The organism is Streptacidiphilus alkalitolerans (assembly GCF_042511045.1).
Classification (GTDB): domain Bacteria; phylum Actinomycetota; class Actinomycetes; order Streptomycetales; family Streptomycetaceae; genus Streptacidiphilus; species Streptacidiphilus alkalitolerans.
On record NZ_JBHEZX010000015.1, the window covers coordinates 135,385 to 149,729 of the forward strand.

Here is a 14,345-nt window from a genome sequence, read left to right on the forward strand (position 1 = left end):
GAGCATAGTCCGGCCGCCATATTATTTCTGCTACAGTAAGTTTTCAGTAGCTGTAAGAAATGGAAGGAGTATCTGATGAGTGAGATCCACATCGTCCGTGACTATCCGCACCCGCCGGAGCGGGTCTGGCGCGCGGTGACCGACCCCGAGCTGATCCCGCGCTGGACCGCCACCGGCGCCGGGGGCCGCCCGGAGGGCTTCGACACCACGGTCGGCACCCGCTTCACGTTCATCGCCAAGCCCAAACCGGGCTGGAGCGGGGTCGTGGTGTGCGAGGTGCTGGAAGCACACGAGCCCTCGCTGCTGCGCTACTCCTGGCAGGACGAGGGCGGCGGCGCCGTGACCGAGGTCGCCTACCGGCTCGAGGCGCACGACGGCGGCACCCGCTTCCGCTACGACCACACCGGTTTCACCGGCCCCGGCGGCTTCTTCCTGGCCCGGATCCTGGGCTCGGTCCGCACCAAGATGCTCACCGTGGGCCTGCCCCCGGTGCTGGACGACCTCGCCGTGCGGGCCTAGAACGCGCGGACCGGCAGTTCGATCGAGACCGTGAGTCCGCCGTGCGGGTTGGCGGTGGCGGTGATGCTGCCGTGGTGGGCCTGGACGATGGCGTGCACGATGGCGAGCCCGAGTCCGTGCCCCGAGCGCTTGCTGTGGATCCTGGCCTGGGAGCGGTAGAAGGGCTCGAAGAGGCGCTCGGTGGTGTCGGGATCGACCGGCGGCCCGGTGTTGTCGACCTCCAGGGTCACCGCGTGGTCCCGCTGCAGCGCGAGGTGCACCGACCCGCCGGGGTGGTTGTGGCCGAGGGCGTTGTCGAGCAGGTTGACCAGCAGTTGCCGCAGCAGTGCGGCATTGCCGACGACGGCGCAGTCCGGGTCCAACTCCGTTACCAGTGTGATCTGTTGGGCCTCGGCCCGCGGAGTGCAATCGGCGACCGCCCGGGCGGTCAGGGCGGTCAGGTCCACCGGGTCGGCGTCCGGCTGGGCGTGTTCGGCCCCGGCGAGTTGCAGCAGCGCGGTGACGATGGTGATGTTGCGTTCGTTGTTCGCCGCCAGCATGGGGACGAGTTCCACGAGTTCGGCGCCGGTGGGGTCGGCGGCGGCCACCTGGAGGATGGCGCGGTTGGTGGCCAGCGGGGTCAGCAGTTCGTGGGAGGCGTTGGCGGCGAACCGCTGGTGGGCGGTGAAGGACTCCTGGAGCCGGGCCAGCATCGCGTCGAAGGTGTCCGCGAGTTGGGTGATCTCGTCGGCGGGCCCGTCCGCGTTGATGCGGTAGCTGAGGTCTCCGGCACCGGCCCGGGCGGCGGCCCGGTTGATGCGGTGCAGGGGTCTCAGCAGCCGCCGGGAGACGATCCGACCGGCGGCCAGCCCGAGCACGGTGACCAGCAGCAGCCCGCTGACCGAGGTGATCAGCACGGTGTGCCACACATCCTGCTTGGTGCGGACCGCGATGGTGTGGTCCCGGCCCGCCGGGGCCGGGCCGAAGGTCGGGCCGGACGTCGGAGCGGTGGTCGGGGAGGTGGCGAAGGAGGTCGCCGGGGCCACGCTGCTGGTGGAGCCGCCCAGTTCGTAGGTCGGCAGATAGCGGATGCCGAGGTAGATGACGGCGACCATCAGCGCGCAGCAGGCGACCAGGGTGACGGCGAAACCCGCGAACAGCCTGCCGTGGATGCTGAGGGTGCGCCTCACTCCGGGGCGCCGAGGTAGTAGCCGGCGCTGATCGCGGTATGCAGCAGCGGGGGGTCGCCGAGCTTCTTGCGCAGGGTGTGGACGACCAGGCGGACCGCGGTGGTGAACGGGTCGGTGTGCTCGTCCCAGGCCTTCTCCAGCAGGTACTCGGCCGACAGGACGCCCCCGTCCGCGCGCATCAGCAGTTCCAGCACAGCCAGTTCCTTCGGCGCCAGCCGGACCGGGGTCCCCGCGCGGCTGACCTGGCGGCGGTGGGTGTCGAAACTGAGGTCGGCGAAGACCAGCACCGGACCGTGGGCCAGCGGGCTGCGCCGGTACAGGGCCCGCAGCCGGGCCACCAGTTCGGGGAAGTCGAAGGGCTTGGCGAGGTAGTCGTCCGCGCCCAGGCCCAGCCCCTCCACCTTGTCGCCGAGCCGGCCGGCGGCGGTCAGCATCAGGATGCGGCACTCGGGCCTGAGGGTGACCAGGCGGCGGCAGACCTCGTCGCCGTGCACCCCGGGCAGGTCGCGGTCCAGCACCACCGCGTCGTAGTCGTGCACGGTCAGCCACTCGAGCGCGGTGGCGCCGTCGTGCACCACGTCCGCCGAGATGGCCTCGCGCCGCAGCCCGATCTGCAGGACGCGGGCCATGTACTCCTCGTCCTCGACCACAAGCACGCGCATGCCAGGTGTTCCTCTGCTCGGTTCCCCCGGCTGGTCCTCCCATATCTACCACAGGCCGTGTTTGAACCGTGTGTGAGACCTCGCCGAGCCGCGTGGACGTGCAAACGCGGTCCAAAGGCGGGCCTTCCTAGGGTCGGTTGCTGTCCATATGATCACCGCTACGCAGTGAAGAGACCGCAATGAATCTGTTCAAACGGGCGTGGTGGAGACTGCGCGCCCACCTGGGCAGGACCGCGCTGCTGACGGGACTGTTCTCCGTCATCTGCACGCTCGTCCTGTCGGGGTTCCTGATCCAGTCGTCCGCCGCGCGGGCCGCCGCCGACGCCAAGAAGTCCGTCGGCGTGGTCGCCACCATGCAGTTGGACCTGAACGCCCTGATCAACTCCGGCAGGATGGCCTCGATGCCCAGCGGCCAGTCCGGCGGCACCATCGGTGCGGCCGGCAACCTCTACAGCGGACCGGTCGACAAGGTCGGGAAGACCTCCGAGGTGGTGCTGTCGTACAACTACACCACGGACGCCGGCGCCGCTCCCACCAGCAGCGCCCAGCTGTACCAGCCGATCCCCGCCCCGGTGGGCACCGACACCACGGGAACCGACTTCTTCAAGGCGGACGGGGTACGGGACTCCTCGATCATGCCCGACTTCCGCAACGGCACATCGAAGATCGTCTCAGGGGTCGGGATCACACCGCGCACGACCGGGTACGCCGTGCTGGTCGAGCAGCGCATGGCGGCCAGGAACCACCTCAAGGTCGGTGACAGGGTCAGCCTGGCCGTCGGCGAGATGGGCGCGAGCAAGGCCGGGATCGGCTTCACCGTGGTCGGCATCTACCAGGACAGCAGCGCCGACAGCAACCAGTACACCCCGGCGATGATGAACCCCGCCAACCACCTCTATGTCTCGCCCCAGGGCGGCAGCGCGCTGCTGGGCAACACGCCGGGTCCCCACGGCAGCGTCATCAAGCAGGCCACCTTCACCCTGAGCGCCCCCGGCGACCTCGCCCAGTTGAAGAAGGACGCCCGGGCGGCGGGCCTGGACCCGGTGATCTTCCCGCTCAGCCTCAACGACAAGCAGTACCAGACCCTGCTCGGACCCATCAACCGGACGGCCGGCTTCGCCACCCTCACCGTCTGGCTGGTCGCCGTCGCTGGGGCGGTCATCATCGGACTGATCGTCACCTTGTCGCTGCGCGAGCGCCGCAGGGAGATGGGCATCCTGCTCGCCCTGGGGGAGCGGAAGCCCAGGCTGCTGGGGCAGCAGCTGGTGGAAGTCCTGGTGTGCGCGCTGATCGCCGTCGCCCTCTCGGCCGGGGTCAGCCAGTTCCTCTCGCAGAGCATGGGCAGCCGGCTGCTGGCCGGTGAGGTCTCCGCGGCGAAGAACGGGGCGCAGGATCCGTCCGTCGATCTGAGCAGCACCCAGTCCGGGACGGGATCCGGCACGGGTTCCACGTCCGGCAACGGCGCGGGCGCCGGCAGCGCACCCGTCGACCACATCAGCATCCGGCTCGGCGCGGGCGACATCGCCAAGGTCGGCGCCGCCGGTCTCGGCATCGCGGTGCTGGCCACCCTGATCCCCGGGTTCACCGTGCTGCGCCTGAAGCCGCGCACCATCCTCAGCAAAGGCGACTGACCATGACCCCCACCACTCCTGCTGTCACCACCCCTGTCCTCCAGCTCACCGGTCTGACCCGGACCTACCCCTTCCGGGGGCGGGAGCGGGCCGTGCTCAAGGAGGTGAGCTACGCGTTCGAGTCGGGCCGGATGTACTCCGTGGTCGGCCCGTCCGGCAGCGGCAAGAGCACCCTACTGGCCCTGGCCGGCGGGCTCGACAGCCCCAGCTCCGGGACGGTCTCGTTCAACGGCCGGGACATCGCCGACCTCGGCCTGGGCGCCTACCGCAACCGGCATGTCGCCATGGTCTTCCAGTCGCTGAACCTGCTCACCTATCTGACGGCGGTGCAGAACATCACCTCGGCCATGGAGATCACCGGCGTCGGCCGCGGCGGGCGGAAGCAGCGTGCCGTCGAGCTGCTCGACCTGCTCGGCATCGAGGAGGGCGACCGCCACCGCAGGACCCCGGAGCTCTCCGGCGGCCAGCAGCAGCGGGTCGCCATCGCCCGGGCGCTGGCCTGCGAGGTCGACATCCTGTTCGCCGACGAGCCCACCGGCAGCCTCGACCACGACACCGCGGCCGAGATCATCACCGTGCTGCGGAAGCTGGCCCACGACCGGGGGAAGTGCGTCATCGTGTTCACCCATTCGCGCGAGGTCGCCGCCGCCTCCGACGAGATCCTGCACCTCAAGCGCGGCAGGCTCACCCGCGCCTGACGCCCGGCGTCAGGGTGCCGTCAAGGACGGCGGCTGCGGTGTAGTCGCCGCGTCAAGGAGTGCCTGCCAGGGCCTGAGCTGGGGATCTCATGGAGAACGGAATCACCCAGTGAGCTGGAAAGGAAGCGAATCGCCATGATCGAAGGCGCTCGGGTCGTCGTGGGGGTGGACGGATCCCTCAGCAGCCTCGCCGCTGTGCGGCGTGCGGCAGTGGAGGCCCGCAGACGGGACGCGGTGCTGGTTCCGGTGATCGCCTGGATGGCGTGCGACGGGGACAGCCTGCGCCCGCTGTCGGAGCTGGAGTTCGCCGCGCGGGTCCGCCTGGACAGTGTGGTCGAGCTGGCCTTCGACGGTGTGCCGCGGGGTCTGCGGATCCACCCGCGGGTGGTGCGCTCCGAGGCGGGACGGGCGCTGGTGGCGATGGCCGACCGGCCGTCCGATCTGCTGGTCGTCGGCAGCGGCGGGCACGGCGGTCCGCAGGGTCTGCTGCACGGCTCGGTGGCCCGCTACTGCTGGGCGCGGGCGGACTGCGAGGTGCTGGTCGTACCGGCGACCGGAGCGCTGGAGTCGCTCGCTGGGGAGGAGGCGCCCACCTCGCCGGCACTCGAGGCGGTGGCGCACTGCCACGCCGGCATCGGCTACCTGAACTGAGCGCCGCCGCGGTGACCACTTCTGTTTCATCATTCTGTTTCATGCACGGCGTTGCTGCGCGCAGTCTTGACAGTGTTGGCATGCCCCGCTTATCTGTGTTTCGAAGGTGTTCCAGAAAAATTTTCATAATGTTTCACGCGAGATCTGTGAAGGAGGGACAGTCTTGTCCCGTACCCGCACCAGGATCCTCACTGCGTCGCTGGCCGCTGCGGCGCTCGTCGGCGGGACGGTGGCCTCGCTCGGGACGGCTCACGCCGCCACCGGGACCGCCGTCTCCGTCTGGGAGACCACCGCCGACCAGAGCAAACTGCTGGCCCCGCAGACGGGCACCGCGTTCGCCTCGGGAGCCGGCTCCGGCAGCCAGACGATCACCGTCAACCCGTCGACCACGTACCAGTCGATCACCGGGTTCGGGGCCTCGCTGACCGACTCCTCGGCCTGGCTGATCGCCAACTCGCCGCAGCGCAACACCATCATGTCCAAGCTGTTCGACCCCAACTCCGGTATCGGTCTGGACTTCCTGCGGCAGCCGGTCGGCGCCTCGGACTTCGCCCGCTCGGCGTACAGCTACGACGACGTGCCCTCCGGGCAGAGCGACCCGTCGCTGGCCAACTTCTCCGTCTCCCACGACAACGCCTACATCCTGCCGCTGCTGCAGCAGGCCCTCTCGCTCAACCCGGCCACCACCGTGATGGCCACCCCGTGGAGCGCGCCGGGCTGGATGAAGAGCAGCGGTTCGATGATCGGCGGCACCCTCAACAGCGCCGACTACCAGGTCTACGCGAACTACCTGGTCAAGTTTCTGCAGGCGTACCAGGCCGCCGGCGTCCCGGTCTCGCTGCTGACGCCGCAGAACGAACCCGAGTACTCGCCGTCCAACTACCCGGGGTCCACGCTGACGGCGGCTCAGGAGACCACCCTGATCGGCAGTTACCTCGGTCCTGCGATCAGGGCGGCCGGTCTGAACACCGGGATCCTGGGCTACGACCACAACTGGAACGACACGTCCTTCCCCTCCGCCATCCTGGGCAACGCCACCGCCGCCCAGTACACCGCGGGCACCGCCTGGCACTGCTACGGCGGCACCCCGGACGCGCAGAGCACGGTCCACAACGCCTACCCGAGCAAGGACACCTACTTCACCGAGTGCTCGGGAAGCCAGTCGGCCAACACCGCCAACACCTTCTCGGACTCACTGGACTGGCAGACCGAGAACCTGATCATCGGCGCCACCCGCAACTGGGCCAAGTCCGTGGTCACCTGGAACATGGCGTTGGACCCCAGCGGCGGCCCGTCCATGAACTGCACCACCTGCACCGGCGTGGTGACCGTCAACAACTCCAACGGCAGTGCCGCGTACAACGCCGAGTACTACGTGCTGGGCCAGGCCAGCAAGTTCGTCAAGCCCGGCGCGGTGCGGCTGGACTCCAACACCTTCGGGTCCGGCAATGTCGAGGATGTCGCCTTCCGCAACCCGGACGGCTCGACCGCACTCGAAGTGCTGAACGCCGACGCCTCCAATCCGCACACCTTCAACGTCTCCGAGAACGGGCAGTCCTTCAGCTACACCCTGCCGGCCAAGGCCGTCGCCACCTTCACCTGGCCCGTCCTCGGCACCGGCACGGGTGGTGGAACCGGCGGGAGCATCAGTTCGTCCGCCTGGTACACGGTGACCAACGCCAACAGCGGCAAGTGCGTCGACGCCACCGGCGGCGGCACCGCGAACGGCACCGCCGTGCAGCAGTGGACCTGCGGCAGCGGCAACCACAACCAGCAGTGGCAGTTCCAGCCCACCGACAGCGGCTACTACCAGGTCGTCTCGCGCAACGCGACCAACGAGGCCTGGGACGTGACCGGCGGGGCCGGGGCGACCGGCAACGGCGCCCAGATCCAGCTGTGGTCCTACGGCGGCGGCAGCAACCAGCAGTGGAAGCCCACCCAGAACGCCGACGGCAGCTACACCTTCACCGCCCGCAACAGCGGAACCGAGTGCCTGGACGTCACCGGCCTGTCCACCGCGGACGGCACCCGCCTGCAGCAGTGGGCCTGTACCGCCGGCGATACCGCCCAGAGTTTCACCCTGGCTCCGCAGAGCTGATCCTGCGGACGTGGGAGCTGTCATTCATCGCTCTTGCTGCTCAAAGCCATCAGATTCCACTGTTGGACAGCTTAATTTCCGGCGGGCAGACTCGGTACCGAATCCCACCCCTGGAGGCAGACCGATGGAATACCGCACCTTGGGCGGCACCGGCACCGTGGTGTCCGCGCAGTGCCTGGGCACGATGACGTTCGGCAAGGAGAGCAGCGAGGACGTGTCCCACGCCCAGCTCGACAGGTTCGTCGAGCTGGGCGGCAACTTCATCGACACCGCCGACGTCTACTCCCGCGGCCTCTCGGAGGAGATCATCGGCCGCTGGCTGGCTGCCCGCCCCGGGGTGCGGGAGCAGCTCGTGATCGCGACCAAGGGCCGCTTCCCGATGGGCGACGGGCCGAACGACGCCGGCCTGACCCGCAGTCACCTGACCCGGGCGCTGGACGCCAGCCTGCGGCGGCTCGGGATCGAGACCGTCGACCTCTACCAGGCGCACGCCTGGGACCCGCTGACCCCGGTGGAGGAGACCCTCGGCTTCTTCGACGACGCGGTGCGGGCCGGAAAGATCCGGTACGCGGGCGTCAGCAACTTCCTCGGCTGGCAGCTGCAGAAGGCGTCGCTGCTGACGCAGTTCCGCGGGCTCACGCCGATCGTGACGCTGCAGCCGCAGTACAACCTGCTGATCCGCGACATCGAGTTCGAGCTGATCGACGTGTGCCGCAACGAGGAGATCGGGATCCTGCCCTGGTCGCCGCTGGCCGGCGGCTGGCTGACCGGGAAGTACCGGCGGGACGAGAGCCCGACCGGTGCGACCCGGCTCGGCGAGGACCCGGGGCGCGGCATGGAGGCCTACGCCCCGCGCAACGCCCAGGAGCGCACCTGGCAGGTCATCGACGCGGTGCGGCAGGTCGCCGAGGGGCGCGGGGTGTCGCTGTCCCAGGTGGCACTGGCCTGGGTCGCCGACCGGCCCGCGGTGACCTCGGTGATCCTCGGGGCGCGCACCCTGGAGCAGCTCGACGACAACCTGGCCGCCGCAGGACTGCACCTCTCCGAGAAGGAGACGGCGCTGCTCGACCAGGCCAGCGCGCCGATCGTGTCCGACTATCCCTACGGCGTCCCGGGCGTGCAGCAGCGCTCGCGCACCCTGCCGGTTACGGACAAGTAGAACGTATGCTGATAAAAGATGACCAAGTGCGCGGGCTGTACCCCGCGAGATCGGCCGACGGCGGGTAGGGAGCTGCGGGCCGGCGGCAAGGGAAGGCTGGCCGAGCATGGGAGCAAGCATGCGAGCGCACCTGCATGTGCGCTCGTTCTCCAGGTCCCGCGCTTGGCAGCTGCTGCCGAGCGCGGTGCTGTTGCTGGCGGTGGTCGCGCTGCTGGTGGCGCAGCCGTCGGGGCACTACGGGATGGTCCTGGCGGTGGTGCCGTTCCTGGCCGCGGCCGTGCACGCGGTGCTGGGCACCGCCCTGGTCGGCGGGCTGACCGTGGCGGCGTACGTGCTGCTGCGGCACCAGCTGCTCGAGGACGGCACGGCGGTATGGCTGATCAAGCTCGCCTTCGTCTCCAGCGCCGCCGCACTGGCCGTCTTCGTCGCCCAGGCCCGGGTCCGTGAGCGGGCGCTCAGCCACAGCCGGGAGCTGGCGCTGGCGCTGCAGGAGGGGCTGCTGCCGCAGCACCTGCCCGGTACCAGCGCGGTCCTGGTGAGCCACCGCTACGTCCCGGCCGACACCGACGCCGGGGTGGGCGGGGACTGGTACGACGTGATCCCGCTGTCCGGCTCCCGGGTGGCGCTGGTGATCGGCGACGTGGCCGGGCACGGGATCCACGCCGCCGCGATGATGGGGCGGCTGCGCACCGCCGTGCACACCCTGGCCGACCTGGAACTGGCCCCGGACGAGCTGCTGGCCAGGATGGACGACCTGGTCGCCCGCACCGGCGAGAGCGAGCAGCGCTACGAACTGGCCGCGACCTGCCTCTACCTGGTCTACGACCCGGTCACCGCCACCTGCAGCATGGCCGCGGCCGGCCAGCCGCCGCCGGCCCTGCTCTACCCGGACGGGAAGGTGGAGTTCGCCGTGCTCCCCGAGCACCCGCCGCTGGGCGTGGGCGGCACCCTGTTCCGCACCGTCGACCTGCCGGTCGCCCCGGGCACCGTGATCGCGCTGTACACCGACGGGCTGCTCGACCTGCGCCGGCACCACAGCGACGCCGCCCTGGCGCACCTCGCCGACGTGCTCGGCGCCGGCGACGGCAGCCTGGACGAGATCGCCGAGCGGGTCTGCGCCAGCCCGCACAACACCACCGACGACGACATCGCCCTGCTGCTGGCCCGCACCCGTACGCTGCCCCCCGAGGCCGTGGTGACCTGGGAGTACCCCGCCAGCACCCAGTCCGTACCGGAGGCCAGGGCCGCCGTCACCCGGCAGCTGCGGGCCTGGGACCTGACCGAGCTGGCGTACGCCACCGAGCTGGCGGTGAGCGAGCTGGTCACCAACGCGGTGCTCTACGGCAGCGGCCCGGTCACCCTGCGCCTGATCAAGGACCGGGTGCTGATCTGCGAGGTCGCCGACGGCAGCGACTCCATCCCGCGCCCGCGCCAGGCCAGGGCGCTGGACGAGGGCGGACGCGGACTCGACCTGGTGGCCCAGTTCACCGACCGCTGGGGCACCCGCCCGACCGGCCGGGGCAAGACCGTCTGGACCGAACAGGCCCTCCCGCGCCCGGCCGCCCGCCGACCCTGACTCGGACCCTGCCGCTGCCGCTGCCCTGCCCCTGCCCTGCCCCGGGCAGACCTCAACGACCCGGCGGCTCCGACATGAGGTAGGCGAGCACGGCCAGCACCCGGCGGTTGTCGTCGTCGGAGGGAGCGAGCTCCAACTTGGTGAAGATGCTGGTGCTGTGCTTGGACACGGCCTTCTCGCTGACGAAGAGACGGCCGGCGATGGCGCTGTTGGAGCGGCCCTCGGCCATGAGTTCCAGCACCTGGCGCTCCCGCGCGGACAGCCTGGCCAGGGGCTCCGGTGCGCCGCGACCGCGGCGGCCGAGCAGTTTGCCGACCACCTCGGGGTCCATGACCGTGCCGCCCGCGGCCACCGTCCGGATCACGTCGACGAACTGGTCGTCGCTGAACACCCGGTCCTTGAGCAGGTAGCCGACCCCTCCGGCCTGGTCGGCGAGCAGTTCCTGGGCGTAGATCTGCTCGACGTACTGCGAGAGCAGCAGGATCGGCAGCCCGGGGATCCGCTCCCGGGCCGCCAGCGCCGCGCGCAGCCCGTCGTCGGTGTGGGTGGGTGGCAGCCTGATGTCCACGACGGCGAGGTCCGGCCGGAACTCCAGCAGCGCGCGGAGCAGGCCCGGCGCGCTGTCGGTGGCCGCCGCGATCTCGAACCCGCGGGCCTTGAGGAGCCTGACCAGCCCTTCGCGGAGCAGGAAGAGGTCCTCCGCGACGACTAGCCGCACGGCACCTCCATGACCACGATCGTCGGACCCCCGGACGGGCTGCTGACCGCCAGGATGCCATCGAAGGCCGCCAGCCGTCGTTCCACCCCGGCCAGCCCGCTGCCCGCGGCGGGATCCGCGCCGCCCACCCCGTCGTCGGTGACCTCGATCCGCAGCATGCCGTCGGCCCGGGCCATCCGGATCCGCAGGCTGCGCGCCGAGGCGTGCCGGACCGCGTTGGTCACCACCTCGGCGACGGCGAAGTAGCAGGCCGACTCCAGTGGGGCGTCCAGCCGTTCGGGCAGGTCGAGCTCGGTCTCGCAGGGCAGCGGCAGGTCCAGTGCCAGGGCCCGGACCGCGTCCCCGAGGCCCCGGTCGGCCAGCACCGGCGGGTAGATCCCGCGGACCAGGCAGCGCAGTTCCTCCAGCGCCGCCGCCGAGGCGACCCGGGCCTCCACCACCAGCGCGGCTGCCTCCTGCGGACTGCTGGTGATCATGTCCTCGGCGGCCCGCAGGTTCATTCCGATGGCGACCAGCCGCCCCTGCGCGCCGTCATGCAGATCACGCTCGATCCGGCGCAGTTCCGCGGCGGCGGAGCTGACCGCCTCGGCCCGGGTCGCGGTCAGCACCCGGACCCGCCGGGCCAGGGCCGGATCCGGCTCCCGTCCCAGCAGCCGCCTGGCGTCCGGCAGCACGGTCCGCGGCAGCAGCCACAGGCCCAGGGCCAGCAGCAGCGCCCCCTGGATGCCGCCGACCACCGCCATATGGCTGCCCGCGTCGAGGGGGAGGGGCGGTATCGGCCCCGGCGCGGAGCCGTGCCGCTCCACGACGACCACCACCAGGGAGCGCGCGAACACCCCCTGGACGATGTCGTAAGCGCCGACCCCCACCAGCCCCAGGGCGGCCAGGTCCGCCGCCGCCCTCGGCCAGCGGACCAGGACGGCCGCGACCGCCACCAGCAGCGCCAGCCCCACCAGGTAGCCGGTCACGGCCGGCCCGGTTCCGGCGGTCGGCAACGCGGGCGACCACGGGTCGAGGCCGAGCACACCGCCGGCCATCACCACGACGGCGGGCAGCAGCAGGGCCCAGCGCGCGGACCTCGGCGCCCCGGCTCCGACCAGCCGCGCGGGCCTGCCGGCGGCCGGTCTGACCAGGGCGGTCCCGGCGAGCGCGGCCAGCACCAGGACCACCAGGCCGCCCGGCAGCAGGCTCAGCCCGGTCGAGCCCGGTGTGTGCGAGAACGCGTTCAGGCAGGCCAGGAGCTCGCCGGTGGCCACGGCGACGGCCGGCAGCAGCCAGCGCCCCGGCGTGTGCGCCGCAGGGGGCAGCACGGCGGCCAGCAGGCCGGCCAGCAGCAGCGCCGACGGGAGCGGGCCGCCTGGCTGCAGGTCCGGCACCGACAGCAGCAGCGAGGAACCGACGGCTCCGGAATTGTGCAGGTCGACCCGCAGCACCGACGCGCTGCCGTACGCGGCCGCGCCCATCAGGCCCGCCACGACCGGCCAGCCGAAGCGGTCGAGCGGGCCCGCCGCGGGCGCCGGGAGGTCCGGCGCCCGCTCCGCCCGGTAGGCCCACACCGCGCACAGCGCGGTCAACGCCACGATCACGCAGGACGGCCAGGCCCCCGCGTGTATCGGAAACGGCCACATACCGGTCCCCCTCTGATCCTCCGGCCGCGAACCGCGGCCACGGAGATCATGGTGCTGGGCCGGGCCCGGTCGGTGCCATGGGCCGGAACCTACAGCCGGGGTAGGCCTACACCTACCCGAGACCGCGCTCGTGCAGGGTGCGCACCTCGTCGATGACCCGCTCCGGGTCGTCCCGGTGGATGGAGTGGCCGGCCCCGGCCACGACGTCGAAGGACAGCTGTGTGTTTCCGGCGGCCAGCGCCTCGGCTTCCTCCGCGGTGAATATGGCCAGCCCGCGGGCCGGGTCGGCGCCGAGCACGCGGACCGGTGCCTTGACGGAGAGCAGCAGGTCGCCGAACGACCAGGGCACATTGGCGCGCAGCGAGCTCTCGATGACGTAGTCGCTCACGGCCCGGTTGGCCAGGACCCGCTGCCAGGCGTCCTCCTGGTGCCAGGGGCGCGGTCCTGACATGTAGTCACCGGGGTCGGTGCGGCGGATGTCGGCCTGGATCTCCTTGATCATCTTGTCTCGCATCGGGTCCGCGAGGTTGATGACCGGGTCGAGCAGCAGGACGGCCCTGGCCCACTGCGGGTCCGCGGCGGCGGCGTGGACGGTGGTCGCGCCGCCCAGCGAGTGGCCCACCACGACGTCCCAGGGCCCGGGGGCCGCCGGGCGCAGGGCGAGGACGTCGTTGCGGTAGGCGCGCAGGTCGTAGTTGACCGTCCGCGGGGCGCGCCCGTGGCCGCGCAGGTCCGGGGCCGTCACCGTCCAGCCCTCGGCGGCCAGCGTGGACGCCACCCGCCACCAGGCCCCCGCGGTGGAGCTGAGCCCGTGCAGCAGCAGCAGTGAGCGCTCGGAGTCGGGTCGGCCCCAGGTCTGGGTCGGGAGCTGCACCGGGACAAGGGGATCGGTCGTGCGGGACAAGGTCACCTCGGTTGTTCGTCGCGACAGCTGAGCCACCAGTGTCCCGCAGGACTCCACCGGCCCCGGCCCGCGCCGCCGCCGCGGTGAACAGCCCTCAGGTATACGCTCCGGCACATGTCCAGTCCCACGGTGTCCCACTTCTCCGGCCGTGACGGCGTGCGCCTCGCCCACCGGGAGGTGGGTACCGGCCGACCGCTGGTACTGCTGCACGGCTTCACCGGGGACGGGACGCTCTGGCTGCGCCACGGCCAGGCGGAGGCGCTCGCGGCACGTGGCCACCGGGTGATCCTGCCGGACTTCCGCGGGCACGGCGCCAGCGCCAGACCGCAGCAGGCCTCGGCCTACCCCCTCGACGTGCTGGCCGACGACGGCCTGGCCCTGGTCGAGCAGTTGGGGCTGGAGGACTACGACCTCGGGGGCTACTCGCTCGGCGCGCGCATCGTGGTGCGGATGCTGGTGCGCGGCGCGACACCCGGACGGTCGGTGGTCGGCGGCCAGGGTCTGCGCGAGGTGCTCGGCATCGGCGGCGGGGCGGGGGGGTTCGTCAGGCGGGTCTTCGCCGGCGCGGGAACGTTCGAGCCGGGCTCGCCGGAGGCGCGGGCCGCGGAGTGGTACCGGTCGAGCGGCGAGGACCCGGTCGCCCTGCTGCATGTGCTGGACTCGGTCGTGGCCACACCGGTGGAGCCGCTCGGCGGGGTCCGGGTGCCGACCCTGGTGCTGATCGGCAGCGAGGACGAACGCGCCGCCTCCGCCGACCAGTTGGCCGCGGCGCTGCCCCTGGGCAGGCTGGCCCTGGTGCCCGGGGACCACCGGACGGCAGCCGCCGCACCGGAGTTCGTCGCGGCGATGCTGGACTTCCTCGGCGAGGGCCGGGGCGACGGTGACGGCCGGGGCGCGGAGCGGGACGGCTGACGCCCCGACTCCCCACCCCG

General features: G+C 71.5%; 13 protein-coding genes. 8 read left to right on the top strand and 5 right to left on the bottom strand.

The window, feature by feature from the left end:
- The first annotated feature begins 75 nt into the window (after window positions 1-75).
- Entirely contained in the window at window positions 76-519 is a 444-nt protein-coding gene (locus ACEZDG_RS28660) for an SRPBCC family protein (protein WP_380514768.1), read from the top strand.
- Here the strand turns inward: ACEZDG_RS28660 and ACEZDG_RS28665 are convergent.
- Together ACEZDG_RS28665 and ACEZDG_RS28670 are read right to left on the bottom strand one after the other, a co-directional pair.
- Entirely contained in the window at window positions 516-1,688 is a 1,173-nt protein-coding gene (locus ACEZDG_RS28665) for a sensor histidine kinase (RefSeq protein ID WP_380514771.1), read from the bottom strand. The genes ACEZDG_RS28660 and ACEZDG_RS28665 overlap by 4 nt on opposite strands.
- Window positions 1,685-2,350 (bottom strand): response regulator transcription factor, encoded by a 666-nt coding sequence (locus ACEZDG_RS28670; protein ID WP_380514774.1) that lies wholly within the window; start codon window positions 2,348-2,350, stop codon window positions 1,685-1,687. The genes ACEZDG_RS28665 and ACEZDG_RS28670 overlap by 4 nt, the downstream gene beginning before the upstream one ends.
- Window positions 2,351-2,529: 179 nt before the next feature.
- Between ACEZDG_RS28670 and ACEZDG_RS28675 the strand changes: the two genes are divergently transcribed.
- The 6 genes from ACEZDG_RS28675 (at window position 2,530) to ACEZDG_RS28700 (ending at window position 10,163) form a co-directional block, all read left to right on the top strand.
- Window positions 2,530-3,981, top strand: coding sequence for an ABC transporter permease (locus ACEZDG_RS28675; RefSeq protein ID WP_380514776.1), 1,452 nt, complete (start codon window positions 2,530-2,532; stop codon window positions 3,979-3,981).
- Window positions 3,982-3,983: 2 nt separating this feature from the next.
- On the top strand, window positions 3,984-4,679 hold the full coding sequence (locus tag ACEZDG_RS28680) for an ABC transporter ATP-binding protein (RefSeq protein ID WP_380514779.1): 696 nt from the start codon (window positions 3,984-3,986) through the stop codon (window positions 4,677-4,679).
- Between the two features lie 135 nt (window positions 4,680-4,814).
- Window positions 4,815-5,330: a universal stress protein gene (locus ACEZDG_RS28685; RefSeq protein ID WP_380514781.1), complete on the top strand. Its 516-nt coding sequence runs from the start codon at window positions 4,815-4,817 to the stop codon at window positions 5,328-5,330.
- A gap of 163 nt (window positions 5,331-5,493) precedes the next feature.
- Complete coding sequence (locus ACEZDG_RS28690) at window positions 5,494-7,428, top strand: RICIN domain-containing protein (RefSeq protein WP_380514784.1); 1,935 nt, start codon at window positions 5,494-5,496, stop codon at window positions 7,426-7,428.
- A gap of 124 nt (window positions 7,429-7,552) precedes the next feature.
- Window positions 7,553-8,587, top strand: a complete 1,035-nt coding sequence (locus ACEZDG_RS28695) for an aldo/keto reductase (protein ID WP_380514786.1) — start codon at window positions 7,553-7,555, stop codon at window positions 8,585-8,587.
- 118 nt (window positions 8,588-8,705) lie between these two features.
- The gene (locus ACEZDG_RS28700) at window positions 8,706-10,163 is read left to right on the top strand and encodes an ATP-binding SpoIIE family protein phosphatase (protein WP_380514788.1); all 1,458 of its coding nucleotides are present in this window, start codon (window positions 8,706-8,708) and stop codon (window positions 10,161-10,163) included.
- 52 nt (window positions 10,164-10,215) lie between these two features.
- Here ACEZDG_RS28700 and ACEZDG_RS28705 read toward each other — a convergent pair whose 3' ends face one another.
- The 3 genes from ACEZDG_RS28705 to ACEZDG_RS28715 all read right to left on the bottom strand — a co-directional run bounded on the left by ACEZDG_RS28705 (window position 10,216) and on the right by ACEZDG_RS28715 (window position 13,383).
- Window positions 10,216-10,881 (bottom strand): LuxR C-terminal-related transcriptional regulator, encoded by a 666-nt coding sequence (locus ACEZDG_RS28705; RefSeq protein ID WP_380514790.1) that lies wholly within the window; start codon window positions 10,879-10,881, stop codon window positions 10,216-10,218.
- Window positions 10,872-12,509: a sensor histidine kinase gene (locus ACEZDG_RS28710; RefSeq protein WP_380514792.1), complete on the bottom strand. Its 1,638-nt coding sequence runs from the start codon at window positions 12,507-12,509 to the stop codon at window positions 10,872-10,874. The genes ACEZDG_RS28705 and ACEZDG_RS28710 overlap by 10 nt, the downstream gene beginning before the upstream one ends.
- 112 nt (window positions 12,510-12,621) lie before the next feature.
- Entirely contained in the window at window positions 12,622-13,383 is a 762-nt protein-coding gene (locus ACEZDG_RS28715; protein WP_380514795.1) for an alpha/beta fold hydrolase, read from the bottom strand.
- Between the two features lie 144 nt (window positions 13,384-13,527).
- On the opposite strand from ACEZDG_RS28715, the gene ACEZDG_RS28720 reads away from it, so the two are divergent.
- A complete protein-coding gene (locus ACEZDG_RS28720) occupies window positions 13,528-14,325 on the top strand; it encodes an alpha/beta fold hydrolase (RefSeq protein WP_380514798.1) in 798 nt (265 codons plus the stop codon).
- Window positions 14,326-14,345 lie beyond the last annotated feature (20 nt).

Bases quoted from the DNA above. Each gene is read 5' to 3' on its own strand.
- ACEZDG_RS28660 (WP_380514768.1), top strand. From the start codon at position 76: ATGAGTGAGATCCACATCGTCCGTGACTATCCGCACCCGCCGGAGCGG.
- ACEZDG_RS28670 (WP_380514774.1), bottom strand. From the start codon at position 2,350: ATGCGCGTGCTTGTGGTCGAGGACGAGGAGTACATGGCCCGCGTCCTG.
- ACEZDG_RS28700 (WP_380514788.1), top strand. From the start codon at position 8,706: ATGCGAGCGCACCTGCATGTGCGCTCGTTCTCCAGGTCCCGCGCTTGG.
- ACEZDG_RS28675 (WP_380514776.1), top strand. From the start codon at position 2,530: ATGAATCTGTTCAAACGGGCGTGGTGGAGACTGCGCGCCCACCTGGGC.
- ACEZDG_RS28695 (WP_380514786.1), top strand. From the start codon at position 7,553: ATGGAATACCGCACCTTGGGCGGCACCGGCACCGTGGTGTCCGCGCAG.
- ACEZDG_RS28720 (WP_380514798.1), top strand. From the start codon at position 13,528: ATGTCCAGTCCCACGGTGTCCCACTTCTCCGGCCGTGACGGCGTGCGC.
- ACEZDG_RS28685 (WP_380514781.1), top strand. From the start codon at position 4,815: ATGATCGAAGGCGCTCGGGTCGTCGTGGGGGTGGACGGATCCCTCAGC.
- ACEZDG_RS28680 (WP_380514779.1), top strand. From the start codon at position 3,984: ATGACCCCCACCACTCCTGCTGTCACCACCCCTGTCCTCCAGCTCACC.
- ACEZDG_RS28710 (WP_380514792.1), bottom strand. From the start codon at position 12,509: ATGTGGCCGTTTCCGATACACGCGGGGGCCTGGCCGTCCTGCGTGATC.